Consider the following 25934-nt stretch of genomic DNA (forward strand, 5'->3'; position numbering starts at 1 on the left):
GCCGATGTCGGTCCACTGTGGCACTCTCCTGCGATGCGTTCCCGTCACTGGTTGACAGTCCTTCTTCTCGTCGCCGGCGTGCTGTCGGCCGTCCACCTGGTCGGCGTGCTCACCACGTCGCCGCTGCTGCCCTCGGCCGAGGTGCTCGCCTGGGTCGCCCTGGCCGGGGTGGCGCTGGTGGCGGGTGCTTCGGCGAGCTGGCCGGTGCGGCTGGCGCTGCTGGCCGTGCCGCTGGGCCTGGCCGTCCCGGCGGCCGTCGCCTACCTGCGTCACTTCGTGGCCGAGTGGAACGGCGAGGCCGGTGGGTACGGCTTCGTCGGGTACACGCCGCTCGGCCCGTTGCAGCCGGCCTGGGCCGAGCGGTGGTGGTTCCTGGTGCCCGGTGTGGTCGGCTGCGTCGCCGTGGCGGTCCTGGTCCGCGCGCTGTCCGGGGCTCACGATGGTTCGCCGAACCGGGTGGACCGGATTCTCGCGGCGGTGCTCGCCGGGGGGTTCGTGGCCGGTTGCTACTACGACCTGACCTACCGGTGGTCCGCGTGGGAGAACTGGACGGTGGGTGGTTTCCTCGGCACGGCCCTGCCGCCGGTGCTGCTGGCCGGGGTGCTCCTGGGGCTGGGCCTGACCATCCTGGTGCGGGTCGGGGCGCGCACCCTGGCGGTGGGCACGGCGCTGCTCGCCCTCACCCTGCTGGGCGGTGCGTGGCAGGTGGGCCGACGTGGCCGCAGCGGCGGTGGGGACGGGCCGGAGGAGGTGTTCCTGATGCCCGAGCACGGCTCGCTGTTGTCCCTGATGCCCGAGTTCACCTCGCTTGCTGTGCCTCCGGCGGTGCTGTCGTTCGCTCAGCTGGTCGCGGCGGCGGCGCTCCTGGTCGGTTGCCGGCGGGTCGTCCTGGCCCGGAAACGGGCGCACGGCGGCGTTAGACCTGGCTCGTGACCCGGGTCGTAACGTCGCCGCGCTCCGGCCGTCTCCCACCTGCGCAGCCCAACGGCGGTACGTCGGCGGGGACCTGGCTCGACCGGCACCGTGATGCCGGTCGGCAGTCTCGATCCCCGCTCCGTGCGGATTCAAACCCCGAATCCACGCGACCTTCCACCATCTGCGATTCCCGGCGTGGACCGGTTCTGAAGCGGGTATGAGCGCGGCATGGAACATTTCACTATCGCGACCGTCGCCGAGAAGAGCCCGGACTTCCGGCGGGTGCTCTGGACCGGGGAGAAGACCCAGCTGGTGATCATGACGATCCCCCCGGGTGGGGAGATCGGCGAGGAGGTCCACGAGGGCATCGACCAGATCCTGACCTTCGTCAGCGGCACCGGCGAGGCCAGGGTGGGCCGGGCGAAGAAGGAGGTCGCCCAGGGCGACCTGGTGGTGGTGCCGGCCGGCACCAAGCACAACTTCGTCAACACCGGGCCGAACCCGCTGGTCCTCTACACCGTGTACGGCCCGCCGGAGCACGCCGACCAGGCGGTGCACCGGACCAAGGAGGAGGCCGACAAGGCCGAGGAGGCCGGCGAGGACGAGCCGCCCACCTCCTGAAGCGGGTGAACCCGCCCCGGGGCTGGGTACCCGGGGCGGGTGCAGCAGCCGCCGATCGCCGACTACGGGTTCCTCTCCGACTGCCGGTCGGGGGCCCTGGTCAGCCGGGACGGCTCGGTCGACTGGTGGTGCCCCGGCCGGTTCGACGGGCCTGCGGTCCTCAGCCGGCTCCTGGACGCCGACGCCGGGCACTGGCGGCTCGCGCCGACGGTCGCCAGCCGGGTCGAGCGGGCGTACCGCCCCGGCACGCTGGTGCTGCGTACCGTCCACCACACCACGCAGGGCCGGGTGGCGGTCACCGACGCGTTGGCCGCCGAGCCGGGTGCCCGGGGGCACGAGTTGGGCCGCAACTCCCCGGCGGTGCTGCTGCGGGTCGTCGAGGGACTGGCCGGTCGGGTCCCGATGCGGCTGGATCTCGCGCCCCGACCGGAGTACGGGCTGCTCACCCCGTACCTGCACGAGCAGCCGGACGGATCGGTGCTGGCCGCCGCCGGTCCGGTCACCCTGGCGCTGCGCGGCGGTGCCGGCCCGCTGCGGGTGACCGGCGACCGGATCCGGCAGGACTTCACCGTCGCGGCGGGCGAGGTGGTCGCCTTCGACCTGGCGTACGCCCCGACCTACGGCCCGCCCCCGACCAGGCTCGATCCGGTGGCGGCGCTGGCCGACACCACGGCCGCCTGGGAGGCCTTCCGGGAGACCCACCGGTACGACGGCCACTACGCCGACCTGGTCCGGCACAGCGCCACGGTGCTGACCGGCCTGACGTACGCCCCCAGCGGCGCGGTCGCCGCGGCGTCGACCACCTCGCTGCCGGAGCGGATCGGCGGGGACCTCAACTACGACTACCGCTACTGCTGGCTGCGTGACTTCGCGGGCACGATGCGGGCGTTCTGGGTGGCGGCCTGTCCCGAGGAGGCGGACCGCCTCTTCGCCTGGGCGGCCCGTTCCATCGGCCGGGTCGGTGCCGGCCCGGTGCCGGTGCTCTTCGGGCTGGAGGGCGAGCGTGACCTCACCGAGTACGACTGCGGGCACCTGCGCGGGTACGCCGACAGCCGACCGGTGCGCATCGGCAACGCCGCCTGGCGGCAGCGGCAGTTGGACGTGCCCGGTGAGGTCGTCCTGGCGGTGTGGCGGTTCCACGACTACCTTGGCGAGACCTTCGACACCGAGCTGCGGGAGATGGTCGTCGGGCTGGCCGAGCAGGTGGCCGCGACCTGGCGGCTGCCGGACCAGGGGATGTGGGAGACCCGGGGTGCGCCGCGGCACCACCTGTCGTCGAAGGTCTTCTGCTGGGTGGCGTTGGACCGGGCGGTGCGGCTGGCACCCCGGTTGGGCGGGCGGGCCGACCCGGTGCGCTGGGCGGCGATCCGCGACGAGATCCGGGCGACCGTGCTGCGGGAGGGTTTCCACGACCGGGTCGGCGCGTACACCGGGTGGTTCGGCTCGATGGACCTGGACGCCTCGGCCCTGCTGTTGCCGTTGGTGGGTTTCCTGCCCGCCGACGATCCGCGGATGCGGGCCACGATCGCGGCGGTGGAGCGGGAGCTGGGTGCCGGCGACGGGCTGGTCCGGCGCTGGCCCACCGATCCGGCCGGGTTCCTGGTCTGCTCCTTCTGGCTGGTCGAGTGCCTGGTGCTGGCCGGGGAGCCGGAGCGGGGGCGGGCGTTGTTCGAGCGGGCGGTCACCCACGTCAACGACGTCGGTCTGCTCAGTGAGCAGGTCGACCCGGTCACCGGCGCGCAGCTCGGCAACACCCCGCAGGCGCTGTCCCACATCGGTCTGATCAGCGCGGCGTGGCGGCTGACCGAGCCGGGGACGGCCTGAGGACCGTCGGTGGCGCACCGGGTGGGGATGGACCTGGCGATCGAGGGTAGAAGTCCGGCATGACCTCTCTCGACCAGCCCACCGTCGCCCTCGCCGGCGACGTACGGATGCCCCTGCTCGGCTTCGGCACCTGGCAGGCCACCGGCCAGGCCGGCTACGACGCGGTGCGGGCCGCCCTCGACGCCGGCTACCGGCACGTCGACACCGCCACCATGTACGGCAACGAGCAGGAGGTGGGCCGGGCGGTCCGGGACAGCGGGCTGGCGCGGGAGGACGTCTTCGTCACCACCAAGCTGCCGCCGGAGCGGGTCGGCCGGGAACGGGAGACCATCGAGGCGAGCCTGCGCGCCCTCGGCCTGTCCCACGTCGACCTCTGGCTGATCCACTGGCCACCGTCGGGAGCCGACGGCAGCGTGCCGGTCTGGCGGGAGCTGCTGGCCGCCCGCGACGACGGTCTGACCCGGGCGGTCGGGGTGAGCAACTACGACACCGCCGGGCTCGACGAGCTGACCGAGGCCACCGGCCAGACCCCGGCGGTCAACCAGATCCGCTGGAGCCCGTCGTTGTACGACGCGCGGCGGCACGCCGAGCACCGGGAGCGGGGCGTCGTGCTGGAGGGGTACAGCCCGTTCAAGTCCACCGACCTGGCCGATCCGGTGCTGGTGCGGATCGCCGCCGCGCACGACGTGTCGCCGGCCCAGGTGGTGCTCCGCTGGCACCTCGACCACGAGATCGTGGTCATTCCGAAGTCGGTGACCCCGGAGCGGATCCGCGCCAACGCCGACATCTTCTCGTTCTCGCTGACCGCGCAGGAGATGGGCGAGATCGACGCGCTGGGCGGCTGACCGAGCACGGTGCGGCGGGCGTGGCCGGAAGGCCACGCCCGCCTGTCGTGCCGCCGCGGGTCAGGACCGCGAGCAGGCCGTGCCGTTGAGCGAGAAACTGGTCGGGGACGAGTACGCCCCGCTCAGCGTCCCCTGGTAGCCGAAGCTGGCGGTGCCGCCCGGCGCGATCGTGCCGTTGTGGCTGATGTTGCGGGCGGTCACCGTGGACCCGCTCTGGCTCACCGTGGCGTTCCAGGCGTTGCTCACCTGCTGTCCCGAGGGCAGCGGGTAGGTCAGGGTCCAACCGTTGATGGTGCTGGTGCCGTTGTTGGTGATCTGCACGTCGGCGGTGAAGCCGTTGTTCCACGAGCTGGCGGTGTACTTCACCGCGCAGCCCGCCGAGCCGCCCGGCGGGTTGGTGGGTCCGGTGGTCGGGTTGGGGTTGTTGCCGCCGCCGTTGACGCTTGCCGAGAAGTCGTTGACGGCCAGACCGGCGCCGCCCTGCCACGGCTCGAAACCGGCCTGGATGCTGGTCAGGTACCAACTGTTGGTGATCGCACCCCGGTTGCGGGTGTCGTTGATGAAGGCCAGCAGGTTGAGGTTGGCGCTGCTGATCGCCGACGGGGCGACGTACGAGATGACGTTGTTGCCGCCGTTGTTGCCCCGCCAGACCTCCCAGTTGCGCCCGTCGATGGTGGCGTTGCCGACCGGGGAGCCGATCGGCTGGATCGAGCCCTGCCGGTTGAGCCAGATCATGATCTCCATCTGGTTCACCCCGTCCCGCTTGGGGCTGGGGTCGAGCCAGATGTCGTACGAGGCGTTGTAGGTGGCCCCGCTGACGTACCGGTAGTTGATGCTGCTGTTGGCGCTGCTGATCTGGCTTACCTGCATCGGCAGGTTGGTGCCGGGGGAGCAGTTGGTGTAGTGGCAGCCCAGGAAGACCGACGGGTACGCGGTGGGCGCCCCGTTGGTCGGGCTGCTGCCGTTCTGGGTGGTGATCGAGAAGCCGCGGTCGGTGACGTTGATGCACTGCTGGGCGGTGGTGCCCCAGCGGTTGTTCTGCACCACGTACCGGTTCTGGATCACGGTGGAGCCGAACTGCTCACAGATCTGGGTGTCGGCCGACGCGCTGCCGCCGAGGGCGACGGCGACGATCGTGCCGGCGGCGGTCAGGCCGATGGCGGCAAGTGCCCGCAGGGTCCGTCTCATGGTGCTCCTTGGTCCTTCGTGGTGGGGATGCCGGCCCGGGGTACGCGCGGGAGCGCTCCCAAATTCATCGTCACATTTACATGTCTGAAACTACTGCGCAACCGGTCGGCAGGGGAAAGCGCATGCCTCGGCCGCCCCGGCCGGTCGTCAGGTGGGATCGGGCGGAATCGACGCATTCACTCCTCGGCGACTCGCCGGGAAACCGGCCCTGGTGTGCGTCGATCGCACCGAGTAGTGTCTTGCCTCCGACGCGTCCCACCCCCCGGAGGCGTACCCCACGATGGGTGGTTTCCCCCTGCGCATCCTCATCGTCGGCGCGGGCATCGCCGGCCTTGCCGTGGCCCGGGCGCTGCGGATGGTGGGCCTACGACCCGACGTCACCGAGAAGCTGCCGCCTGCCGGGTACGCCGACAGCGGCCTCTACCTGCCGGGCAACGCGGCCCGCGCGCTGCGTCGCCTCGGCCTGGACGGTCCGGTACGTCCGCTCGGGCAGCTCATCCACCGGCAACGGTTCCTCGACGTCGCCGGCGACCCGCTCTGTGAGGTGCACCTCGGTGCCCTCTGGGCCGGGGTGGGCGAGTGCCGCGCCCTGCCCCGCGCCGAGCTGCACCGGGTGCTGCTCACCGGTGCCGGCGGTGAGGTCCGGTACGGCGTCGAGGTCGGCGGGATCGAACTGCTGCCCGACGGGGTCGGGGTCACCTTCACCGACGGCGGCACCGCCGAGTACGACCTGCTGATCGGCGCGGACGGGTCGGGCTCGTCGATCCGGTCCATCGCCGCCCTGGGCGGTCCGGCCCGGCCGGCCGGTCAGGTGGTCTACCGGGGTGTGGTCCGGGGTGGCCCCCGGATCACCGAGTGGACCGCCCTGCTCGGCCAGCGGGCCAGCTTCCTGGTGATGCCGATCGGGGGCGGGCGGCTGTACTGCTACGCCGACGAGGCCGGCACCGAACTGCCGGCCGACCCCGGGGCCCGGCTGCGGGAGCTCTTCGAGCCCTACGGCTCGCCGGTGCCGAAGTTGCTCGACGCCCTCGACGAGGTGTGCGCGGAGCGTACCGACGAGGTGGACCTGGGCCGCTGGTCACACGGCCGGGTGGTGCTGGTCGGCGACGCCGCGCACGCCACCGCGCCGACCCTGTCCCAGGGCGCGGCGATGGCCCTGGAGGACGCCGTGGTGCTCGCCGAGTCGCTCTCCGGCACCGCGTCGGCCACCGCCGGTGGCGTCGAGGCGGCCCTGGCCCGGTACGAGAGCCGACGTCGGCCGCGTACCCGGTGGGTGCGGGACCGGACCCGGGACCGTAACCGGACCCGCGACGTCTCGCCGGCGCTGCGGGATCCGCTGCTCCGCGGTCGCGGCGGGCGGATCTTCGGCGAGCACTACCGACTGCTGGTGGACCCGCTGTGACCGGTGCCGGCGCGCGCCGTGTCGTGGCCCGCCCCCCGACCGGCTGTTCCGACCTGCTGGGGACTATCCTCCATGCGGATGACGGCTCGCAGATCACCAGCGCGTAGCCGAGCGGGACAACCGAGAACCGGAGGCCATTCGTGACCACCGTTGCACCCAAGCCGGTCGTGACCCGGCCCTGGCCGGTCCGAGAGCCGGTCAAGGGGTCGGCCCTCGCGCGGCTGCTGCGGTCCACGGACGCGAAGCAGATCGGGATCATGTACATGATCACGGCGTTCGTGTTCTTCATGATCGGCGGCGTGATGGCCCTGGTCATGCGGGCCGAGCTGGCCGTACCCGGCATGCAGATCGTGTCGCCGGAGCAGTACAACCAGCTCTTCACCATGCACGGCACGATCATGTTGCTCTTCTTCGCGACGCCTATCGTGTTCGCCTTCGCGAACTACATCGTGCCGATCCAGGTCGGCGCGCCGGACGTCTCCTTCCCCCGGCTGAACAGCTTCGCCTACTGGCTGTACCTGTTCGGCGGCACGATCGCGATGGGTGGCTTCCTCACCCCCGGTGGCGCCGCCGACTTCGGCTGGTTCGCGTACGCGCCGTTGAGCAGCGTCGAGCACTCGCCGGGCGTGGGCGCCAACATGTGGATCGTCGGCCTGGCCATCTCCGGTCTGGGCACCATCCTCGGCGCGGTGAACATGATCACCACGATCCTGACCCTGCGCGCCCCCGGCATGACCATGTTCCGGATGCCGATCTTCACCTGGAACATCCTGGTCACCAGCCTGCTGGTGATCCTGGTCTTCCCGCTGCTGGCCGCCGCGCTCTTCGCGCTCGCCGCGGACCGCATCCTCGGCGCCCACGTGTACTCCCCGGAGACCGGCGGGCCTATGCTCTGGCAGCACCTGTTCTGGTTCTTCGGCCACCCCGAGGTGTACATCGTCGCGCTGCCGTTCTTCGGCATCATCAGCGAGGTCATCCCGGTCTTCTCCCGCAAGCCGATCTTCGGCTACAAGGGTCTGGTCGCCGCGACCATCGCCATCGCCGCCCTGTCGATGAGCGTCTGGGCGCACCACATGTTCGCCACCGGTCAGGTACTGCTGCCGTTCTTCAGCTTCCTGAGCTTCCTGATCGCGGTGCCCACCGGGATGAAGTTCTTCAACTGGATCGGCACCATGTGGCGCGGCCAGATCAGCTTCGAGACGCCCATGCTCTGGGCGATCGGCTTCCTGGTGACGTTCCTCTTCGGTGGCCTGACCGGCGTGCTGCTGGCCAGCCCGCCGCTGGACTTCCACGTCTCGGACTCGTACTTCGTCGTCGCGCACTTCCACTACGTGCTCTTCGGCACCATCGTCTTCGCCGTCTTCTCCGGCATCTACTTCTGGTTCCCGAAGATGTTCGGCCGGATGCTCGACGAGCGCCTCGGCAAGGTGCACTTCTGGCTGACCATGGTCGGCTTCCACACCACCTTCCTGGTGCAGCACTGGCTCGGCAACGAGGGCATGCCCCGGCGGTACGCCGACTACCTGCCCGGTGACGGCTTCACCACGCTGAACATCATCTCCACCATCGGCGCGTTCATCACCGGTATCTCCACGCTGCCGTTCATCTACAACTGCTGGAAGTCGTACAAGGCCGGCCCGGTGGTCGAGGTCGAGGACCCGTGGGGCCACGGCAACTCGCTGGAGTGGGCGACCAGCTCGCCGCCGCCGCTGCGCAACTTCGACAAGATGCCCCGGATCCGTTCCGAGCGGCCGGCGTTCGACTACAAGTTCCCCGAGCTGGCCGCCGGTGGCCAGTCGCTGGCCGGCCCGCCCGAGGGCGGTGCCAAGCCGCTGACCAGTGAGGTCAACGGTGGTGCCAGCTACCAGGAGGACACCTCGGCGGACCTCGACCAGCGCTGACCGACCGCCGTACGACGGGCGCCGCACCCATCCGGGTACGGCGCCCGTCGCCGTCTGCGTCGGGCTCAGCCGGACCGGCCCAGGCTGACCAGTACCGCGTTGCGGTACAGCAGCAGCGGCTCGCCGGTGCCGTCCAGCCGGACCAGCATGATCTGGCTGCCGAGGGCGCGCGCCCGGGTGCCCCCGCCCGGCTGCAGCGACACCAGCAGGTGTCCGCCGTCCGGGGTGGGCAGCAGGTGCGACACCACCTGGTCGGGGCCCGCCCCGGTCGACAACTCGGTCTCCCGGCCGTCCGCGCCGCGGGCCATCAGCCGGTCGTTGCGGAGGCCACCGGCACCGTCGTCGAGCCGGTGGAGCAGCCGGCCGTCCGGTAAGGCCGGGCCGGGCCGGGCACCGGCGCGGGCGGCCACGACCCGACCCCGCGCGTCCAGGCTCAGCACCTGCCCACCCGGCGCGAGGGTGATCGCGCCGTCGGCTACCCGGGCGGCGTCGGCCTCGAACCGTTGCACCTGGCCGCCGTCCCCGACAGCCGAGGCCCCCGTCAGCCGGGCCGCCGCCAGGTCGACGCTCCACAACCGGACCGGCCGGACCTGCCGCGGCTGCGGGCCGACCAGCTCGGCCAGTAGGGCGTGGTCGCCGGTCACCAGCGCCGTCAGATATCCGGCGGGACGGCCCGCCCCCGTCACCTGGCGTACGTCGCCGCTGGCGAGGTCCAGGATCACGATGCGGTACCCCTCGGCCGGCTGGACGACCAGGGCGCGGGTGCCGTCCGGGGTGAAGGCGACGTGGCCGACCGGGGCGAGCAGGTCCCGCACGGTCCCCTCCAGGCCGATCAGGCTCAACCGGCGCTGCCCGTCGACGATCCGCAGGTGGGCGAAACCGGCCGGGCCGACCGCGCCGTCCGGCTCACCCCGGGCCAGCTCGACCCCGGTCGACCTGGTTGCACCGGTACGGGTGTCGACCACGCTCACCCGCCGGGTGCCGGTCTCGGTGACGAACAGGTGCCGGCCGTCGGCGGTGGCGCCGAACGGCGTACCGGCGACGGTGACCGGTGGGCTCGGTACCCCGGTGCTCAGGTCGACCGCGCCCCACTGCCCGGTGTGGCTGACCGACCAGAGCAGGCCACCGGTCGACCCGGCGTGGCAGCGGGCCTCCACGGCGGGCTGCCGGACCTGCCCGTCGGCGCGTACCACCAGGCACCGGTTGCCGGTGACGGCCAGCCCGGCACCGACCGGGGTGACCGTGCGTACCGAGCTGTGGTCGGGCAGTTCGGTGTCGCGTACCCGGCCGTCGGCGACGAAGGCGTCCCGGGGGTCCTCGGCCAGCCCCCGGGCCACGGTCAGGCCCAGCGGATCGCCGAGTGCCACCTCGACGTGCCGGCGCGTCGGCGCCACCCCGGTCAGCTCGGCGCCGAACCGCTCGACCTGGTACAACCCGTGCAGGTCGGACCGCCGGTCGTCGGCCACCGAACCGAGCAGGACGGCCGGACCCAGGCCGGTGACCTCGGCGGGCAGCTCGCCCACCCGGACCGGGCCGCGGTCCTCCGCCGGCCCGGAGCAAGCCACCACCCCACCCACCCCGACCGCCAGGAACACCGCCACCACACCTCTGCCACGCATGACGGACATGGTGCTGGTTGCCGGCAACCCCGTCCACCGGAGCAGCGAACCGGCGGGCCCGTTGACCCCCATGGGCGGGCCGGTGGGTCGCGTTGGGTGGGCCGGTGGGTCGCGTGGGGCGGGCCGGGCGGGTCGCGCTGGGTGGGGCAGACGGCTCAGCGGGTCGCGGTGGGTGGGGCAGACGGCTCAGTGGGTCGCGGCGAGGGCGTCGGTCTTCTCATCCGCCACCGGCGGACCGGTCCGGCGGCGGCGCAGCTCCACCGGCAGGACGACGAGCGCGACGAGCAGGCCGATCCCGCCGGTCACCACGAAGCCCCACGGCGGCGAGGTGCGGTCGATGACCAGCCCGGCCAGGGGCGCGCCGACGGCGATGCCGACCGTCACCGCCGAACCCTGCAGCCCCATCGCCTCACCCCGCACCTCCGCCGGGGCGAGCCGGCTGACCAGGTCGGAGGTGGCGGCCAGGGTGGGCGCGCAGAGCAGCCCGGCCGGGATCAACGCCAGGCAGAGCAACCACCAGTACCCCCCGCCGAGCCCCACCGGAATGGTGCAGAGGCTCAGCGCGGCCAGCAACGCCAGCGGCGAGAAGGACCGGCTGACCGCGCCGTAGGCGAAGCCGCCGACCAGCGAGGCGACCGCCCAGACCGCCAGGACCAGACCGGTCCAGCCGACCGCACCACTCTCGCGCAGCACGGCGACCACCGCGACGTCGGTACCCCCGAGGACCAGGGTGGCGGCGGCGCTGACGGCGAAGACGGCGAGCAGGCGGGGGGTCAGCCACTGCCGGCGGGGCACCCGGCGGGCCGGCGCGGCCGTCTCGCCGGCGCTGCGGATCGGCGGGTTGAGCAGCCAGAGCAGGATGCCGGAGGCGACCAGCCCGGCACCGACGAACCAGAGCGTGCTCCGGGCCGAGATCGTGGTGGCCGCCGCGACGGCCAGCGCCGGGCCGATCATGAACGACAGCTCGGTGGACATCGAGTCCAGCGCGTACGCCGGGCGGCGGCCCTCGGGCGGCACGAGCGCGGCGATCGACTGGCGGATCACCGAGAAGATCGGCAGGGCCAGCAGCCCGGCGACGAACGCCGTCACGAGCAGCACCGGGTAGGGCAGGGCCGGTGCGGTGGACCAGAACAACGCCTCGGCGACCGTGGTGAGGGCCAGCACCGGGCGCAGACCGTGCCTGTCGATCAACCGGCCCAGCAGTGGGTTGCCGACCGCCGCCCCGACCGTGATCGCCGCACCCACCAGCCCGGCCGCGCCGTAGCCGCGGCCGAGGTCCAGCACCACGTAGAAGGTGAGGGTCACGCCGGTGGCGGTGATCGGCACCCGGGCGAGCACCGACACCGCCAGCAGCGACCGGAGACCGGGCAGGGCGAGTGCCTCCCGGTAAGGCTTTATGTTCATCGTGGTCCGTACCTCCGGGCGACATCTTCGACCCCGGGTGCGACAGACACCACTCAATTGTCGGTTAAGCGCTGCGGATCACAGGCGCCCCGCGCATGGTCACCCCGGCGCCCTCCATCGCCCGCAGGGCCACGTCGGTGGTGGCCGGTGCCACGGCGGCGGTCAGGTCGAGCAGCACGGTGGTGGCGAACCCCTCCCGGGCCGCGTCCAGGGCGGTGGCCCGGACGCAGTGGTCGGTGGCGATCCCCACCACGTCGACCCGGTCCACGTCGCGTCGCCGCAGCCAGTCCGCCAGGCCCTCGCCGTCGGCCGCGTGCCCCTCGAAACCGGAGTACGCCGCGGCGTACTCGCCCTTGTGGAAGACCGCCTCCACCCGCCCGGTGTGCAGCTCCGGATGGAACTCGGAGCCGGCGGTGCCGACCACGCAGTGCCGGGGCCAGGAGTCGATGAAGTCCGGATCGTCGCTGAAGTGGGAGCCGGGGTCGACGTGGTAGTCCTTGGTCGCCACCACGTGGTCCCAACGGTCCGGCTCGGCGGCGAGCAGCCGGGAGATCCCGGCCGCCACCCCGGCCCCGCCGGTCACCGCGAGGGAACCGCCCTCGCAGAAGTCGTTCTGCACGTCCACGATGATCAACGCACTACCCATCGGATGTTCCTTCCACGTTCGCGGGGGTCAGCTCACGGGTATGTCAGCTCGTGGGTACGACCGTCACCGGGACCGCCGGATCACCGGCGGAGAGCTTCAGCCCCTCCCAGGGGATGGAGATCAGGCACTGCCGCAGGTGCTCGCGGGACTCGTCAAGCGACACCGGCTCGGCGGGCTCGCCACCGGCGACGTACGTGCGCTGCAGCAGCCGGTCGTTGGGCTGCCGGTCCGGCACGCCCTGCGGCACGACGACCTCCTCGGTGGCGGTGCCGGTCGGCTTGTGCCGCCGGACGGCCACCTTACGTCCGCCGATCGTCGACTTGTGCTCGGACCGCTTCACCACCGGCCGTCCCTCGACCTCGACCAGCTTGTAGACCAGGCTGGCGGTGGGCGCGCCGGAGCCGGTGACCACCGAGGTGCCGGCGCCGTACATGTCCACCGGCTCGGCGGCGAGCGCGGCGATGGCGTACTCGTCGAGGTCACCCGAGACGATGATCTTGGTCTCGGTGGCACCCAGCGAGTCCAGCAGCTCGCGGGACTGGTGGGCGATGACCGCCAGGTCACCGGAGTCGATCCGGACCGCCCGCAGCTGCGGCCCGGCCACCTCGATCGCGTTGCGGATGCCCTGGCTGATGTCGTACGTGTCGACCAGCAGCGTGGTGTCCCGGCCCAGCGAGGCGACCTGCGAGGCGAACGCGGTCTTCTCGTCGGTGTGCAGCAGGGTGAAGGCGTGCGCGGCGGTGCCCGCGGTGGGGATGCCGTAGCGCCGGCCGGCGGCGAGGTTGGAGGTGAACCGGAACCCGGCCAGGTAGGCGGAGCGGGCGGCGGCCACCGCGGCCTCCTCGTGTGCCCGGCGGGAGCCCATCTCGATAAGTGCCCGGCCCCGGGCGGCGGTGACCATGCGGGCCGCCGCGGCGGCCACCGCGCAGTCGTGGTTGAGCACCGACAGCACCAGCGTCTCCAGCACCACGCACTCGGCGAACCCGCCGGAGACGGTGAGGATCGGGGAGCCGGGGAAGAACAGCTCCCCCTCGGCGTACCCCTCGATGTCGCCGGTGAAGCGGTAACCGGCCAGCCAGGCGGCAGCAGCCTCGTCGACCACCCCGGTGCGGCGCAGGAAGTCGATCTCGTCGGCGTCGAAGCGGAAGTCCCGGATCAGCTCGATCAGGCGGGCCGTGCCGGCGACCACGCCGTAGCGCCGGCCGGTGGGCAGGCGGCGGCTGAACACCTCGAAGACGCAGGGCCGGTCGGCGGTGCCGTCCCGCAACGCGGCGCTGACCATGGTCAGCTCGTAGTGGTCGGTCAGCAGCGCGGGGCGAAAGGTGCTCACGTACCCCAGCCTAGAGTTCCTCCGGTCGTCGTGCCGACCGGGCTGCGTACGGGTGGTCGTGCTGGTCAGGGCCCTGCCAGCGGCGTCGGGCGGGGAGCACCGGGCGGTCGCGCACGGTGCTGGTCCGCTCCCGCCCGGCGTTCCGGTTCATCGGTTCGTCACTTCCGGTGGCACGATGGGGGGCATGGCGGCTCCACAGGTTGCACCGGTCGAGACGACGGACACCGAAGAGGTGCCCGCTTCCGGCCGGCCATGGGTGACGATCGTCTGGGATGACCCGGTCAACCTGATGACGTACGTCACCTGGGTTTTCCAGAAGCTCTTCGGATACAGCCGGGAGAGGGCCGAGCAACTGATGTTGGACGTGCACCACAAGGGGCGGGCGGTGGTCTCCAGCGGGGCCCGGGAACGGATGGAGCACGACGCGGCGCAACTGCACGCGTACGGCCTGTGGGCGACGGTGGAGCGCGCGTGAGCATGTTCCGTCGCCGGGAGGACCGCTACGTGGCGACCTTCGCCGTGGACGAGGTGCGGGTGCTGCGCAAGGTGGCCTCGGAGGTGGTCGGCCTGCTCACCGACGGCTTCGACCACACCGACCCGGTCGTCGGCCGGCTCTTCCCCGAGGCGTACCCGGACGACCCGTCCGGCGCGGAGGAGTTCCGCCGGTACACCGAGGGGGACCTCAAGACGGCCAAGATCGACCAGGCCGGGGCGATCCTCGCCGCGCTGCCCGACGAGGCCGGTGGGGAGGTACGCCTGGACGCCGAGGCCGCCGAGGCGTGGCTGCGGGCGCTGAACGACGCCCGGCTGGCGATGGGCGTCCGGCTGGAGATCAAGGACGGCACCGACCTGGGCGAGGAACTGGACGAGGCGGTCGCCACCGACCCCAGCTCCTCCCGGGTGTTCCAGCTCTCCGTCTACGCCTACCTCGGCTACCTCCAGGAATCCCTCCTCCTGGCCCTCATCGACTAGCTGTGTGTGTAAGGAAGGGCCCCCTGTTAACGCTATCGGTAGAGAAGGGCACCCTTCTCACCAGCGGGCGTTAACAAGGGGCCCTTCCTTCGCGCGGGGTGGGGGGTCGCGTGGGGTGGGCGTCAGGTGGGGGAGACGGCGTTGAGGGCGGCCAGTTCCTGCTCGTCGAGGGTCAGGTCAGCGGCGGCGGCGGAGTCCCTGATCGTTTCGGGGCGGCTCGCGCCGGGGATCGGCACCACCACCGGTGCCAGGGACAGTTGCCAGGCCAGGCAGACCTGCTGCGGGCTGACCCCGCGCGCCTCGGCGATCTCGGCGAACGGACGGAACCGCCCGCCCAGGTCCCCGGCGCGGCCGATGCCGCCCAGCGGCGACCAGGGCAGGAACGCCAGCCCCAGCTCCGCGCAGAGGCGCAACTCCTTCTCGCTGCTGCGGAACTCCGGGGAGAACTGGTTCTGTACGGCGGTCAGCCGGTCGCCGAGGATCTCGTGGGCCTGCCGGATCTGGTCCGGGTCGGCGTTGGAGATGCCGGCCTGCCGGATCTTGCCGGCGTCGGCCAGTTCCCGCAGCGCGCCGATCGACTCGGCCCACGGCACCCGGGGGTCCGGCCGGTGGTACTGGTACAGCCCGATGGCCTCGACGCCCAGGCGGGCCAGGGAGGCGTCGCAGGCGGCCCGCAGGTAGTCGGGGGAGCCGTTCTGGGCCCACTCCGAGCCGCCGGGGCGGGTGTGGCCGCCCTTCGTGGCGACCAGCACCGCCGAGGTGTCCCCGCCGTAGCTGGCCAGCGCGCGGGCGATCAGCGACTCGTTGTGCCCGAAGTCGTCGGAGCCCAGCGAGTACGCGTCGGCGGTGTCGATGAGCGTGACGCCGGCGTCCAGCGCGGCGTGGATGGTCCGGATCGAACGCTCGGTGTCCGGCCGGCCGGTGACCGACATCGGCATCCCGCCGAGTCCGATCGCGCCTACCTGCACCGAACCGAGGCGACGTTGCTGCATGGGGAACTCCTTCGCTTTTGCCGCTGTCTCCGGCATTCGTACCCCTTCGTGGGCGGTGGAAAAATCAACCCGCGCCGAAATTCCGTCCGCCCGGTGGGAAGGTGACGGCGCCCACGTCGGGCTGCGGCCCGACAGGCGTTAGGCTGGTTCACGTGCTGAGCATCGACCGGTCGATCGTCGAGGCGATCGTCGCCCACGCCCGTCGGGACCATCCCGACGAGGCCTGTGGTGTGGTCGCCGGACCCGCCGGCAGTGACACCCCGACCCGGCACATCCCGATGGACAACGCCGCCCGGTCGATGACGTTCTACGAGTTCGACTCGATGGAGCAGCTGCGGGTCTGGCGGGAGATGGACGACCGGGACGAGGAACCCCTCGTGATCTATCACTCGCACACCGCCACCGAGGCCTACCCGTCCCGGACGGACGTCTCGTTCGCCGGTGAGCCGGGAGCGCACTACCTGCTGGTCTCCACCCGGGAGCCCGACGCCGAGGAGATCCGCTCGTTCCGGATCGTCGACGGCGTGGTCACCGAGGAGCCGGTCCGGATCGTGGACGCCCCGGTGGACCCGCACGCCGTCCAGTCCTACATGTTCGGGCAGAGCCCGGCGACGGTCGACTACGAGTGTTCCGACCGCTGATCACCCAGCGCCGGCCCACCTGTTCCCGTCATCCAGGCACACCCGATCGAGGAGTTTCCACATCATGGCCATCGAGGTTCGCATCCCCACCATCCTGCGCAGCCACACCGGCGGCGCGAAGGTCGTCGAGGGCACCGGGGACACCCTGGGCGACCTGCTCACCGACCTGGACTCCCGGCACGCCGGGCTGCGGGGCCGGCTGGTCACCGAGGCCGGCGCGCTGCACCGGTTCGTCAACGTCTACGTCAACGACGAGGACGTCCGGTTCCTCGGCGCGCTGGACACCAAGCTCTCCGACGGTGACAGCGTCACCATCCTGCCCGCGGTGGCCGGCGGCGCGTTCGGGTTCGCCGCGGCGGCCGCGATCGCCTCGCACAGCGCGGCGGCACTCGCCGCCCGGCACGGCGTCGACAGCCGGCGCGTCACCGTCACCCGCTGACGGGCGGTCGCCATGGCCAGGTACGACAGCCTGCTCGACGCCTGCGGCGGTACGCCCCTGATCGGGCTGCCCCGGCTCTCGCCGACGGTGCCCGAGGGGGCGCCGCCGGTGCGGCTCTGGGCCAAGCTGGAGGACCGCAACCCGACCGGCAGCATCAAGGACCGGGCGGCGTTGTTCATGGTCCGCGCCGCCGAGGAGGCCGGCCGGCTCCGTCCGGGTGACACGATCCTGGAGCCGACCAGCGGCAACACCGGCATCTCGCTGGCCATGGTGGCGAAGCTGCGCGGCTACCGGTTGGTCTGCGTCATGCCGGAGAACGTCTCCACCGAGCGGGTGCAACTACTCCGGATGTACGGCGCTGAGATCATCTTCTCGCCGGCGGCCGGTGGCTCCAACCAGGCCGTGGCCACCGCCAAGCAGATCTCGGTGGAACACCCCGACTGGGTGATGCTCTTCCAGTACGGCAATGAGGCCAACGCGCGGGCCCACTACGAGACCACCGGCCCGGAGCTGCTGCGGGACCTGCCCTCGATCACCCACTTCGTGGCCGGTCTGGGCACCACCGGGACCCTGATGGGCACCGGGCGGTACCTGCGGGAGAAGGTCGAGGCGATCCAGATCGTCGCGGCCGAGCCCCGGTACGGCGAGTTGGTCTACGGCCTGCGCAACATCGACGAGGGGTACGTCCCGGAGCTGTACGACGCCACCGTGCTGTCCCGGCGGTTCTCCGTCGGCACCCGGGACGCGGTGCTGCGTACCCGGCAGTTGGTGGAGGTGGAGGGAATCTTCGCCGGCTTCTCCACCGGGGCGATCCTGCACGCGGCGTTGGCCGTGGCGCACGAGGCGGTCCGCGACGGCCGCCGGGCCGACGTGGCCTTCGTGGTCTGCGACGGTGGCTGGAAGTACCTCTCCACCGGGGCCTACGGCGGCACGTTGGCCGACGCCGAGGAGGCCCTGGAGGGTCAGCTCTGGGCGTGAGTGTCCGCAGCCCCGGCCCGGCGTTCAACCGGGCCGGGGCTGTTCACTCTTCGTGTTGATGATCTCGTTTCAGCGTGACGCCAAGGGGCGTTCGGCCCGGCTGGGTGTCACGTTGGCGACAACTTGCACGAGATGATTCGTGCCCCGCTCACGTCGGCGTAGGCTGCCCAGCGTGGCGTACGCGTCGGTAAAGATCATCGGTGGGTGCAGGGCCGGTGCGGTGACTACGGCGCGTGGCAGTGGGACAACCGGATGCGCCTGACCGTCCTGGGTTGCGCGGGTAGTTTTCCCGGCCCCGACTCCCCCTGTTCGGCGTATCTGGTCGAGGCCGACGGCTTCCGGTTACTTGTCGACTTCGGCTCCGGGGCGCTGTCCACCCTCCAGCGGTACGTGGGGCTGCACGCGGTGGACGCCATCCTCCTCACCCACCTGCACTGCGACCACATCCTCGACGCCGCGTCGTACATCGTGGTCCGCCGGTACGCGCCGGACGGACCGTACCCCGCCCTGCCGGTGTACGCCCCCTCGGGCGCGCCGGACCGGCTTTCCGCCGCGTACGGGCAGACGGACACCACCATCGACGACGTGTACCAGTTCTACGGCCTCCAGCCCGGCACCTTCCCGATCGGGCCGTTCAGCGTCACCGTCGACCGGGTCAACCACCCGATCGAAACGTACGGGGTACGGCTGGAGCACGAGGGGCGGGTGCTCTGCTACTCCTCCGACACCGCGCCCTGTGAGGCGCTGCTGCGGCTGGCGCAGGACGCCGACGTGTTCCTCTGCGAGGCCAGCTACCTCGACGGCGTCGACAACCCACCCGATCTGCACCTGACCGGGCGGGAGGCCGGCGAGGCGGCGACCAAGGCCGGGGTCGGCCGGTTGCTCCTGACCCACCTGGTGGTGGCCTGGGGCAGCGAGGCGCACACGCTGGACTCGGCCACCGCCGCGTTCCCCGGCCCCCTTGAGGTGGTCCGCCCCGGCGCCAGCTACGACATCTGACCCGGCCCCGGGCACCGGGCGGTGCCGCCACCGCAATAGGGTGCAGGGATGGCGCGACCTGACGGGCGACTGCCCGACCAACTCCGACCGGTGACCCTGACCAGAGGATGGAGCTCCCATCCGGAGGGTTCGGTGCTCGTGGAGTTCGGCGGGACCCGGGTGCTCTGCACGGCCAGCGTCACCGAGGGGGTGCCCCGCTGGCGGCGCGGCTCCGGGCTGGGCTGGGTGACCGCCGAGTACGCGATGCTGCCCCGGGCCACCAACACCCGCTCGGACCGGGAGAGCGTCAAGGGCCGCATCGGTGGCCGTACCCACGAGATCTCCCGCCTGATCGGTCGCAGCCTGCGGGCCAGCATCGACCTGAAGGCGCTCGGCGAGAACTCGATCGTGCTCGACTGCGACGTGCTCCAGGCCGACGGCGGCACCCGGACCGCGGCGATCACCGGCGCCTACGTGGCGCTGCACGACGCGGTCGGTTGGCTGGCCGCGCGCAAGGCGCTGGCCGGCAAGCCGGAGAAGGTGATGCACCGGTCGGTCGCCGCGGTCAGCGTGGGCGTGGTCGCCGGCGAGGCCCGGCTGGACCTCAACTACACCGAGGACGTGGCCGCCGAGGTCGACATGAACGTGGTCTGCACCGACGGTGGGGACTTCGTCGAGGTGCAGGGGACCGGCGAGGCGGGGGTCTTCGCCCGGGACCAGCTCGACGCGCTGCTCGACCTGGGCACCGCAGGTTGCCTGGAACTCGCCGAGGCCCAGCGGAAGGCTCTCACGTCATGAACAAGGTGCTGCTCGCCACCCGTAACCAGAAGAAGCTGATCGAGCTGCAGCGGATCCTCGACGGCGCCCTCGGCGCGCACCGGGTCGCCCTGCTCGGCCTGAACGACGTGGACGACTACCCGGAGCTGCCGGAGAGCGGCCTCACCTTCGGCGAGAACGCGCTGATCAAGGCGCGGGAGGGGTGCCGGCGGACCGGTCTGCCCACCATCGCCGACGACTCGGGGCTCGCGGTGGACGCCCTCAGCGGGATGCCGGGGGTGTTCAGCGCCCGGTGGGCCGGTCGGCACGGCGACGACCAGGCCAACCTGCAACTGGTCCTGGACCAGATCGCCGACCTGCCGGACGAACACCGGGGCGCCTCCTTCGTCTGCACCGTCGCGCTGGTGCTGCCCGGTGGCAAGGAGCACCTGGTTGACGGCCGCCAGGCCGGCCGGTTGCTGCGCGCGCCGCGCGGTGACGGTGGCTTCGGGTACGACCCGATCTTCCTCGGCGACGGGCAGAAGCACACCAATGCCGAGCTGACCCCGGCGGAGAAGGACGCCATCAGCCACCGGGGCAAGGCGCTGCGGGAGCTGGCGAAGTTGGTGGCGAAGGTGCTACCCCCGGTGAGCTGAGGCGCGGATCCGACCGGAGAACCGAACCACCTGGTACCGGCTTGCCCTGCTTGCGGGCCGTGGGGCATCTGTAGGGCAGGCCGGGGGCGCTTGGAAAGGAAGCCCCGAGGGCCTCTTTTTCCCATCACCCGGCCTGTTGCCGACGCCTCCACTCGGCCTGTTGCCGACGCCTTCACCCGGCCTGTTGCCGACGCCTCCACTCGGCCTGTTGCCGTCGCCACGCCGGCCCGGCGGAACGGGCGGGGGCAAGGTGGTTCGGTTTCCCGGTCACCACAACCAACTCTGACCCGTCACGCCCCCGCTCACCGCCCCCTCCTGCGCGGCCGAGGCACCTCGCCCTCTCCGTACCCGAGCGGGGTGTAGATCTTGGACACTTACCGTCCAAATAGAACGGTAAGTGTCCAAGATTCACTTCCGGGGGTCGCTTCGGCGGGGCGGGGGGTGGTGGGGGTTGGTGGGGGGATGGGCCGCTTTGTGCCGTTATTGCGGTTGCGAGGTGTCTGCGCCAGAAGGGGCGACTTGGGGCCCCGGAGGTGTGTGTTCTTCCAGGATCGTTCATCGGAGATCGACTCGAAAGGTCAGGCGGCCCACTGCCCCCCACGTAGTGCGTTCACGCGGTAGCCTGCTGTCACTGCGGCAAACCAGGACGTCCACAGTGGTCTTTGCTGACGCGTCCGAGGTGTGCCTGCTCGTCCGATGATCCGGCGGTGGGTGTCCCGCCTGAGCTTTCGAGGTGCAGCAGAGATGGTTGACCCGGCCTCCGCCGACCGTCCACATCAGAGCCGCGACTCCGACGGGACAGCCGCCCCGATGGGGAACCAGCCCGCCCCGACGACCGGCCATCCCGCCGCTCCGGCGGCGGACCAACCGACCGGCCATCCCGCCGCCCCGACGGCGGACCAACCGATCGGCCAGCCCACCGCTCCGACGGCGGACCAGTCCGTGCCGCCGACCGGCCATTCCAGCGCTCCGCCGACCGGCCAGTCCAGCGGCCCGGCGGCCGGCCAGTCCAGCGGCCCGGCGGCCGGCCAGTCCAGCGGCCCGGCGGCCGGCCGGCCCGGCGACGCGGCGGCCGATCAGGTCACCACTCCGGTGGCCGGCCGGGCCGGTCGGTCGTTGGCGCTGCGGGCCGGCCGGTCCCTGACGGTGTCGAAGAGCGACGGGGCGTCGCAGGTGCCGGCCGAAGGGACCCCCGTGACCAGGGCCGACCGGCTGGCCCGCTGGGCGGTGCCGCTGGTCCCCGCCGTGGTGGCCCTGCTCGTCGTGCTCTACGACATCGACCGTCGCCAACTCTGGCGGGACGAGGTCTCCACCTGGTTGGCGTCCACCATGTCCGTCGCCGACCTGCAGCGGATGATCGAGAAGAGCGACGTCGTCATCGCGCCCTACTACCTGCTGATGCACGGCTGGCTCGCGGTGTTCGGCGACTCGCCGGTGGCCCTGCGGCTGCCCTCGGTGCTGGGGATGGCGGCCACCGCCGCGCTGACCGCGATGATCGGCCGGAAGCTGTTCGACGTACCGGTGGGGCTCTGCGCGGGGTTGATCGTCGCGGTCCTGCCGACCGTCTCCCGTTTCGGCCAGGAGGCGCGGCCCTACGCGCTGGCCACCGCCGCCGCCGTGTTGGCGACCCTGCTGTTCCTCCGGGCGGTCGAGCGGCCGTCGTGGTTGCGCTGGCTCGGGTACGCCCTGACGGTGGTCCTGATCGGTCTGTTGCACCTGGTCGCGCTCCTGGTGCTGCTGCCCCATCTCGCCTACCTGCTGGGTCGGCGCCAGGGCGGGGCCGGCCTCGGCCCGTGGGCGCTGGCAGCCTCGCTCGGTCTGCTGCCGGTGCTGCCGCTGGTCTGGCTCGGCTCCAGTCAGGCCGGGCAGGTCTCCTGGATCCAGCCGGCCACCTGGGAGAGCACCATCGACGAGATCGCCGAGGTCACCGGCAGCGTTCCGGTCGGCGCGCTGCTGATCGGGCTGGCCCTGCTCGGCTGCGCGCTGCTGGGCCGGGCGGGTCTGCTGCTCGGCACCTGGGCCGTGGGCCCCTTCCTCGTGCTGCTGCTCATCTCCCCGCTGACGGCCCTGCTCCTGCACCGGTACGTGCTGTTCACGCTGCCGGCCTGGGCCCTGCTGGCGGTCGCGGCGGTCGCCCGTTCCGTCGCCGCGGCCCGGTCGGTCGAGTCGCCCTGGTCGGCCAGGCCGGGCCGGTCGGCCGAGCCACCCTGGTCGGCCACCTCGGCCTCGTCGGCCACGTCGGCCACGTCGGCCACCTCGGCCACGTCGGCCGCCTCGGTCACGTCGGCCACGTCGGCCGAGTCGCCCTGGTCGGCCGAGTCGCCCTGGTCGGCTGAGCCGGACTGGCCGGACCAGCCGGCCCGGTCGGCGCAGCCGTCCCGTCGTCTCCGGTACCTCGCCCCGGCGGCGCTGGTCGTGCTCTGTGTGGCCTTCGGCCTACCCGCCCACGGTCAGGAGCGGCAGATCGTGGTGGAGGGGGAGCCGGACCTTCGGGGAGCGGTCCGGGTGATCGCCGCCGAGATCGCCGCCGGTGACCGGTTGGCGATCAACTCCCGGTTTCCCAACCGGATGCAGGAGGGGTTGGACTACCACTTCCACCGGGTCGGGCGGAAGAGCCCACCCACCGTCTTCACCGCCAACCCGGGGGCCAGACCCACCTACCCCCGACAGTGTCGCAACGCCAACAACTGCCTGTCGTCGGTGCAGCGGCTCTGGCTGATCAGCACGTCACGGACGGAGGACCCACGGGACGCCATGCATCCGTCACTGGCTGGGCCGATGCGCGAGGAGTTCGCCCCGATCCGGATCGTCGAGCTGACCAACGTGACGGTCTCCCTCTGGCAGGCCCGTTGACCGGCCCGGCGTCCCTACGAGGGCCCGCCCCGTCGGTGCTGGCGGGACGCCCCACCGTCGTCCCGGTGCGAGCGGCGGTGATGGTGCGCTGGCTCGGTGCTGCCTCGACGTCCGCAGTTGGCCTTCGGGCCGACGCCGCCGAAGGAAAGACTCAATCCAGCGTCCCGACTTCCCGCTCGATGGCGGCCCGCAGGTCGGGACCGCGTACCACCTGCCGGGCCGCCTCCAGTAGCGGGGCGAGGAAGACGTCCGGGCCCGGCTCGCCCAGCACCCCGCCGAGCGCGGCCAGCGCCGCCCGCCCGGCCGGCGACGGGGCCAGCGGGGCGCGCAGTTGCAGACCGCGTACGGCGGCCAGCAGCTCGACCGCGAGCAGGCTGGTCAGGTTGTCCAGCACGGTCCGCAGCTTCTTGGTCGCCGCCCAGCCCATCGAGACGTGGTCCTCCTGCATGCCGCTGGTGGGCAGCGAGTCGACCGAGGCGGGAGCGGCCAGCCGCCGGTTCTCCGCGACGATGCCGGCGGCGGTGTACTGGGCGATCATCAGCCCGGAGTTCACCCCGGCGTCGGGGGAGAGGAACGCCGGCAGGTCCCGGTTGCGGGTCACGTCCAGCAGCCGGTCCACCCGCCGCTCGGCGATCGCCCCCACCTCGGCGGCGGCGATGGCCAGGTAGTCGGCGGCGAAGCCGAGCGGCGCACCGTGGAAGTTCCCGGTCGACTCGACCCGGCCCTCCGGCAGCACCACCGGGTTGTCCACCACGGAGCGCAGCTCCCGGTCGGCCACCGTACGGACGAAGTCCAGGGTGTCCCGGGCCGCCCCGGCCACCTGCGGCGCACACCGCATCGAGTACGCGTCCTGCACGGCGTGCGCCAGGTCGTCGCGGTGCGAGTCCATCACCCGGGAGTCCTGCAGCAGCCGGTGGATGTTCGCCGCCGAGACCGCCTGCCCGGGATGCGGTCGGATGGCGTGCAGCTCCGGCAGGAAAGGCCGCTCCGAACCGAGCATCGCCTCGACGGCCAGGGCGGCGGTGACGTCGGCCATGGTGAACAGGTGCGCCGCGTCGTGGCCGGCCAGCAGCAGCATGCCGAGCATCCCGTCGGTGCCGTTGATCAGCGCCAGCCCCTCCTTGGCGGCCAGCTCGACCGGGGCGAGCCCGGCGGCGCGCAGCGCATCGGCGGCGTCGATCCGTTCACCTGCCGGACCGAGCACCCAGCCCTCGCCGAGCAGCGCCAGCGCGCAGTGCGCCAACGGGGCCAGGTCGCCGGAGGCCCCGAGCGAGCCGTGCTCCGGCACCCACGGGGTGATCCCGTGGTTGAGCAGGTCGACCAGGGCCTCGGCGACCAGCGGTCGGACCCCGGAGCGGCCCAGCGCCAGCGACCGTACCCGCAGCAGCATCATCGCCCGGACCACCTCGCGCGGCATCGGCGCGCCCACCCCGGCGGCATGTGAGCGGATCAGCGCGTGCTGCAGCTCGGCCCGGCGTTGCGGGGCGACGAAGGTGTTCGCCAGCGCGCCGAAGCCGGTGGAGACCCCGTACACCGGGCGGCCGGCGGCCTCGATGCCGTCCACGATGGCCCGGCTGGTCGCCATCGCGGCGGTCGTGGCCGGATCGAGGACCACCGTGGCGTCGCCGCGGGCCACGGCGAGCACGTCGGCGGCCGAGACTCCGGTGGGGTGGATGGTGACGTGCGTGTTCATCGTGGGACTCCGTCGTGCAGGACCTGGCGGACCAACGGGACACCGGGCCGGTAGGCCAGGTGCAGGTGCGAGGGGGCGTCGAGGATCATCAGGTCGGCCCGGGCGCCGGGGCGCAGCACCCCGACGTCGGTGCGGCGCAGCGCCCGCGCGCCACCGGCGGTCGCCGCCCACACCGCCTCCGCCGGGGTCATGCCCATCTCGCGTACGGCCAGCGCCATGCAGAACGGCATCGACGAGGTGTACGACGAGCCGGGGTTGCAGTCGGTGGCCAACGCGACGGTGATCCCCGCGTCGAGCAGCCGCCGGGCGTCCGGGTAGGGCGACCGGGTGGAGAACTCGGCCCCCGGCAGCAGGGTCGCCACGGTGGTGGTGCCGGTGCGGTCCGGCCCGGCGGTCGAGGCGAGCGCGTCGACGTCGGCGTCGGTCAGGTGGGTGCAGTGGTCGACGCTGGCCGCGCCCAGCTCCACCCCGAGCCGTACCCCGGGTCCGGGGCCGAGCTGGTTGGCGTGCAGCCGGACGCCCAGCCCGGCGGCCTGCCCGCAGGTGAGGATCGCCCGGGCGTGGTCGGCGTCGAAGGCGCCCCGCTCGCAGAACACGTCGATCCAGCGGGCGTACGGCGCGGCGGCGCGCAGCATCGGCCCGCACACCAGCCCGACGTAGTCGTCCGGGCGGTCGGCGTACTCGGTGGGGACCACGTGTGCGCCGAGGAAGGTGGTCTCCCCGGTCACCTCGCCGGCGATGCGCAGCGACCGGACCTCGTCGGCGACCGTGAGGCCGTACCCACTCTTGATCTCGATGGTGGTGGTGCCCTGGCGCAGCGCCTCCGCGCGCAGCCGGCGCACGGTGGCCCGGAGTTCGTCGTCGCCGGCCGCCCGGGTCGCGCCCACGGTGGTCCGGATGCCGCCGCCGGTGTACGGGCGGCCGGCCATCCGGGCGGCGAACTCGACGGCCCGGTCCCCGGCGAAGACCAGGTGCGCGTGGCTGTCCACGAAGCCGGGCAGCACGGCGGCCCCCTCGGCGTCGATCCGGTGGTCGGCGGCGGGCGCGTCCCGGGCCGGCCCGATCCAGACCACCCGGCCCGCCTCGACCAGCAGCGCCGCGTTCCGGCGGATGCCGAGTGGGCCACCGGTACCGCTGTCGGCCACGTTGGTGACCAGCTCACCGATCCGGTCGACCAGCAGGCTGCTCATCGCCCGCCCCCCTCGCCCGTCGCCCGGCCCGGGCCGACGGGCCCGGTCGCTCTGCGGGCCGGCCCGGGCCCGGTCGCTCTGCGGGCCGGCC

23 protein-coding genes are annotated in these 25934 nt (G+C 72.5%); 15 read left to right on the forward strand and 8 right to left on the reverse strand.

Going from position 1 to position 25934, the window contains the following annotated elements:
• Positions 1–51: 51 nt before the first annotated feature.
• From ACN28G_RS02685 to ACN28G_RS02700, 4 genes are all read left to right on the forward strand, one after another.
• Positions 52–933, forward strand: coding sequence for a hypothetical protein (locus ACN28G_RS02685; RefSeq protein WP_421478316.1), 882 nt, complete (start codon positions 52–54; stop codon positions 931–933).
• A 210-nt stretch (positions 934–1143) separates the two neighbouring features.
• Positions 1144–1536 carry a cupin domain-containing protein gene (locus tag ACN28G_RS02690; protein ID WP_091435099.1) on the forward strand — a complete coding sequence of 131 codons (393 nt, stop codon included), beginning with the start codon at positions 1144–1146 and terminating at the stop codon, positions 1534–1536.
• A gap of 39 nt (positions 1537–1575) precedes the next feature.
• Positions 1576–3360 carry a glycoside hydrolase family 15 protein gene (locus ACN28G_RS02695; protein WP_421478317.1) on the forward strand — a complete coding sequence of 595 codons (1785 nt, stop codon included), beginning with the start codon at positions 1576–1578 and terminating at the stop codon, positions 3358–3360.
• 59 nt (positions 3361–3419) lie between these two features.
• Entirely contained in the window at positions 3420–4205 is a 786-nt protein-coding gene (locus ACN28G_RS02700; RefSeq protein WP_421478318.1) for an aldo/keto reductase, read from the forward strand.
• Between the two features lie 60 nt (positions 4206–4265).
• On the opposite strand, the gene ACN28G_RS02705 is transcribed toward ACN28G_RS02700, so the two are convergent.
• Positions 4266–5393, reverse strand: coding sequence for a GH12 family glycosyl hydrolase domain-containing protein (locus tag ACN28G_RS02705; RefSeq protein ID WP_091435105.1), 1128 nt, complete (start codon positions 5391–5393; stop codon positions 4266–4268).
• Positions 5394–5673: 280 nt separating this feature from the next.
• Here ACN28G_RS02705 and ACN28G_RS02710 point away from each other — a divergent pair, with 280 nt between their 5' ends.
• Together ACN28G_RS02710 and ctaD are read left to right on the forward strand one after the other, a co-directional pair.
• Entirely contained in the window at positions 5674–6795 is a 1122-nt protein-coding gene (locus tag ACN28G_RS02710; protein WP_421478319.1) for an FAD-dependent monooxygenase, read from the forward strand.
• Positions 6796–6935: 140 nt separating this feature from the next.
• Positions 6936–8696: a cytochrome c oxidase subunit I gene (gene ctaD / locus ACN28G_RS02715; protein ID WP_091435109.1), complete on the forward strand. Its 1761-nt coding sequence runs from the start codon at positions 6936–6938 to the stop codon at positions 8694–8696.
• A 65-nt stretch (positions 8697–8761) separates the two neighbouring features.
• Here the strand turns inward: ctaD and ACN28G_RS02720 are convergent, their stop codons facing one another.
• The 4 genes from ACN28G_RS02720 to ACN28G_RS02735 form a co-directional block, all read right to left on the reverse strand.
• A complete protein-coding gene (locus tag ACN28G_RS02720) occupies positions 8762–10315 on the reverse strand; it encodes a hypothetical protein (protein WP_421478320.1) in 1554 nt (517 codons plus the stop codon).
• Between the two features lie 186 nt (positions 10316–10501).
• Positions 10502–11719 (reverse strand): MFS transporter, encoded by a 1218-nt coding sequence (locus tag ACN28G_RS02725; RefSeq protein ID WP_421478321.1) that lies wholly within the window; start codon positions 11717–11719, stop codon positions 10502–10504.
• Positions 11720–11783: 64 nt separating this feature from the next.
• A complete protein-coding gene (locus ACN28G_RS02730) occupies positions 11784–12365 on the reverse strand; it encodes an isochorismatase family protein (RefSeq protein WP_091435115.1) in 582 nt (193 codons plus the stop codon).
• Between the two features lie 43 nt (positions 12366–12408).
• Positions 12409–13695 carry a nicotinate phosphoribosyltransferase gene (locus ACN28G_RS02735; protein WP_091435117.1) on the reverse strand — a complete coding sequence of 429 codons (1287 nt, stop codon included), beginning with the start codon at positions 13693–13695 and terminating at the stop codon, positions 12409–12411.
• Between the two features lie 184 nt (positions 13696–13879).
• Between ACN28G_RS02735 and clpS the strand changes: the two genes are divergently transcribed.
• Positions 13880–14170: an ATP-dependent Clp protease adapter ClpS gene (clpS, locus tag ACN28G_RS02740; protein WP_421478322.1), complete on the forward strand. Its 291-nt coding sequence runs from the start codon at positions 13880–13882 to the stop codon at positions 14168–14170.
• A gap of 2 nt (positions 14171–14172) precedes the next feature.
• Positions 14173–14667 (forward strand): DUF2017 domain-containing protein, encoded by a 495-nt coding sequence (locus tag ACN28G_RS02745; RefSeq protein WP_175440742.1) that lies wholly within the window; start codon positions 14173–14175, stop codon positions 14665–14667.
• A gap of 122 nt (positions 14668–14789) precedes the next feature.
• On the opposite strand, the gene ACN28G_RS02750 is transcribed toward ACN28G_RS02745, so the two are convergent.
• The gene (locus ACN28G_RS02750) at positions 14790–15659 is read right to left on the reverse strand and encodes an aldo/keto reductase (RefSeq protein WP_091435119.1); all 870 of its coding nucleotides are present in this window, start codon (positions 15657–15659) and stop codon (positions 14790–14792) included.
• Between the two features lie 152 nt (positions 15660–15811).
• Here ACN28G_RS02750 and ACN28G_RS02755 point away from each other — a divergent pair, with 152 nt between their 5' ends.
• The 7 genes from ACN28G_RS02755 to ACN28G_RS02785 all read left to right on the forward strand — a co-directional run bounded on the left by ACN28G_RS02755 (position 15812) and on the right by ACN28G_RS02785 (position 22960).
• Entirely contained in the window at positions 15812–16300 is a 489-nt protein-coding gene (locus ACN28G_RS02755; protein WP_091435121.1) for a Mov34/MPN/PAD-1 family protein, read from the forward strand.
• Between the two features lie 64 nt (positions 16301–16364).
• Positions 16365–16739, forward strand: coding sequence for a MoaD family protein (locus tag ACN28G_RS02760; RefSeq protein WP_091435124.1), 375 nt, complete (start codon positions 16365–16367; stop codon positions 16737–16739).
• 12 nt (positions 16740–16751) lie between these two features.
• Entirely contained in the window at positions 16752–17717 is a 966-nt protein-coding gene (locus tag ACN28G_RS02765; protein ID WP_091435126.1) for a PLP-dependent cysteine synthase family protein, read from the forward strand.
• A gap of 252 nt (positions 17718–17969) precedes the next feature.
• Positions 17970–18716, forward strand: a complete 747-nt coding sequence (locus ACN28G_RS02770) for an MBL fold metallo-hydrolase (RefSeq protein ID WP_091446042.1) — start codon at positions 17970–17972, stop codon at positions 18714–18716.
• 48 nt (positions 18717–18764) lie between these two features.
• Positions 18765–19493, forward strand: a complete 729-nt coding sequence (rph, locus tag ACN28G_RS02775) for a ribonuclease PH (RefSeq protein WP_091435130.1) — start codon at positions 18765–18767, stop codon at positions 19491–19493.
• Positions 19490–20107 (forward strand): RdgB/HAM1 family non-canonical purine NTP pyrophosphatase, encoded by a 618-nt coding sequence (gene rdgB / locus ACN28G_RS02780; RefSeq protein WP_091435131.1) that lies wholly within the window; start codon positions 19490–19492, stop codon positions 20105–20107. Before rph ends, rdgB begins: the two co-directional genes overlap by 4 nt.
• Before the next feature lie 810 nt (positions 20108–20917).
• The gene (locus ACN28G_RS02785) at positions 20918–22960 is read left to right on the forward strand and encodes a glycosyltransferase family 39 protein (protein WP_421478323.1); all 2043 of its coding nucleotides are present in this window, start codon (positions 20918–20920) and stop codon (positions 22958–22960) included.
• A gap of 151 nt (positions 22961–23111) precedes the next feature.
• On the opposite strand, the gene hutH is transcribed toward ACN28G_RS02785, so the two are convergent.
• Complete coding sequence (hutH, locus tag ACN28G_RS02790; RefSeq protein WP_421478324.1) at positions 23112–24653, reverse strand: histidine ammonia-lyase; 1542 nt, start codon at positions 24651–24653, stop codon at positions 23112–23114.
• Positions 24650–25843 carry an imidazolonepropionase gene (gene hutI, locus ACN28G_RS02795; protein WP_421478325.1) on the reverse strand — a complete coding sequence of 398 codons (1194 nt, stop codon included), beginning with the start codon at positions 25841–25843 and terminating at the stop codon, positions 24650–24652. Before hutI ends, hutH begins: the two co-directional genes overlap by 4 nt.
• Positions 25844–25934: the final 91 nt, after the last annotated feature.

The organism is Micromonospora sp. WMMA1923 (assembly GCF_049179195.1).
GTDB lineage: Bacteria > Actinomycetota > Actinomycetes > Mycobacteriales > Micromonosporaceae > Micromonospora > Micromonospora yangpuensis.

Excerpts from the sequence above, each read along its gene's own strand:
- ACN28G_RS02690 (WP_091435099.1), top strand. The coding sequence starts at position 1,144 with ATGGAACATTTCACTATCGCGACCGTCGCCGAGAAGAGCCCGGACTTC.
- ACN28G_RS02700 (WP_421478318.1), top strand. The coding sequence starts at position 3,420 with ATGACCTCTCTCGACCAGCCCACCGTCGCCCTCGCCGGCGACGTACGG.
- ACN28G_RS02705 (WP_091435105.1), bottom strand. The coding sequence starts at position 5,393 with ATGAGACGGACCCTGCGGGCACTTGCCGCCATCGGCCTGACCGCCGCC.
- ACN28G_RS02710 (WP_421478319.1), top strand. The coding sequence starts at position 5,674 with ATGGGTGGTTTCCCCCTGCGCATCCTCATCGTCGGCGCGGGCATCGCC.
- ACN28G_RS02720 (WP_421478320.1), bottom strand. The coding sequence starts at position 10,315 with ATGCGTGGCAGAGGTGTGGTGGCGGTGTTCCTGGCGGTCGGGGTGGGT.
- ACN28G_RS02725 (WP_421478321.1), bottom strand. The coding sequence starts at position 11,719 with ATGAACATAAAGCCTTACCGGGAGGCACTCGCCCTGCCCGGTCTCCGG.
- ACN28G_RS02730 (WP_091435115.1), bottom strand. The coding sequence starts at position 12,365 with ATGGGTAGTGCGTTGATCATCGTGGACGTGCAGAACGACTTCTGCGAG.
- clpS (WP_421478322.1), top strand. The coding sequence starts at position 13,880 with ATGGCGGCTCCACAGGTTGCACCGGTCGAGACGACGGACACCGAAGAG.
- ACN28G_RS02745 (WP_175440742.1), top strand. The coding sequence starts at position 14,173 with ATGTTCCGTCGCCGGGAGGACCGCTACGTGGCGACCTTCGCCGTGGAC.
- ACN28G_RS02750 (WP_091435119.1), bottom strand. The coding sequence starts at position 15,659 with ATGCAGCAACGTCGCCTCGGTTCGGTGCAGGTAGGCGCGATCGGACTC.
- ACN28G_RS02760 (WP_091435124.1), top strand. The coding sequence starts at position 16,365 with ATGGCCATCGAGGTTCGCATCCCCACCATCCTGCGCAGCCACACCGGC.
- ACN28G_RS02765 (WP_091435126.1), top strand. The coding sequence starts at position 16,752 with ATGGCCAGGTACGACAGCCTGCTCGACGCCTGCGGCGGTACGCCCCTG.
- ACN28G_RS02770 (WP_091446042.1), top strand. The coding sequence starts at position 17,970 with ATGCGCCTGACCGTCCTGGGTTGCGCGGGTAGTTTTCCCGGCCCCGAC.
- rph (WP_091435130.1), top strand. The coding sequence starts at position 18,765 with ATGGCGCGACCTGACGGGCGACTGCCCGACCAACTCCGACCGGTGACC.
- rdgB (WP_091435131.1), top strand. The coding sequence starts at position 19,490 with ATGAACAAGGTGCTGCTCGCCACCCGTAACCAGAAGAAGCTGATCGAG.
- ACN28G_RS02785 (WP_421478323.1), top strand. The coding sequence starts at position 20,918 with ATGGGGAACCAGCCCGCCCCGACGACCGGCCATCCCGCCGCTCCGGCG.
- hutH (WP_421478324.1), bottom strand. The coding sequence starts at position 24,653 with ATGAACACGCACGTCACCATCCACCCCACCGGAGTCTCGGCCGCCGAC.
- hutI (WP_421478325.1), bottom strand. The coding sequence starts at position 25,843 with ATGAGCAGCCTGCTGGTCGACCGGATCGGTGAGCTGGTCACCAACGTG.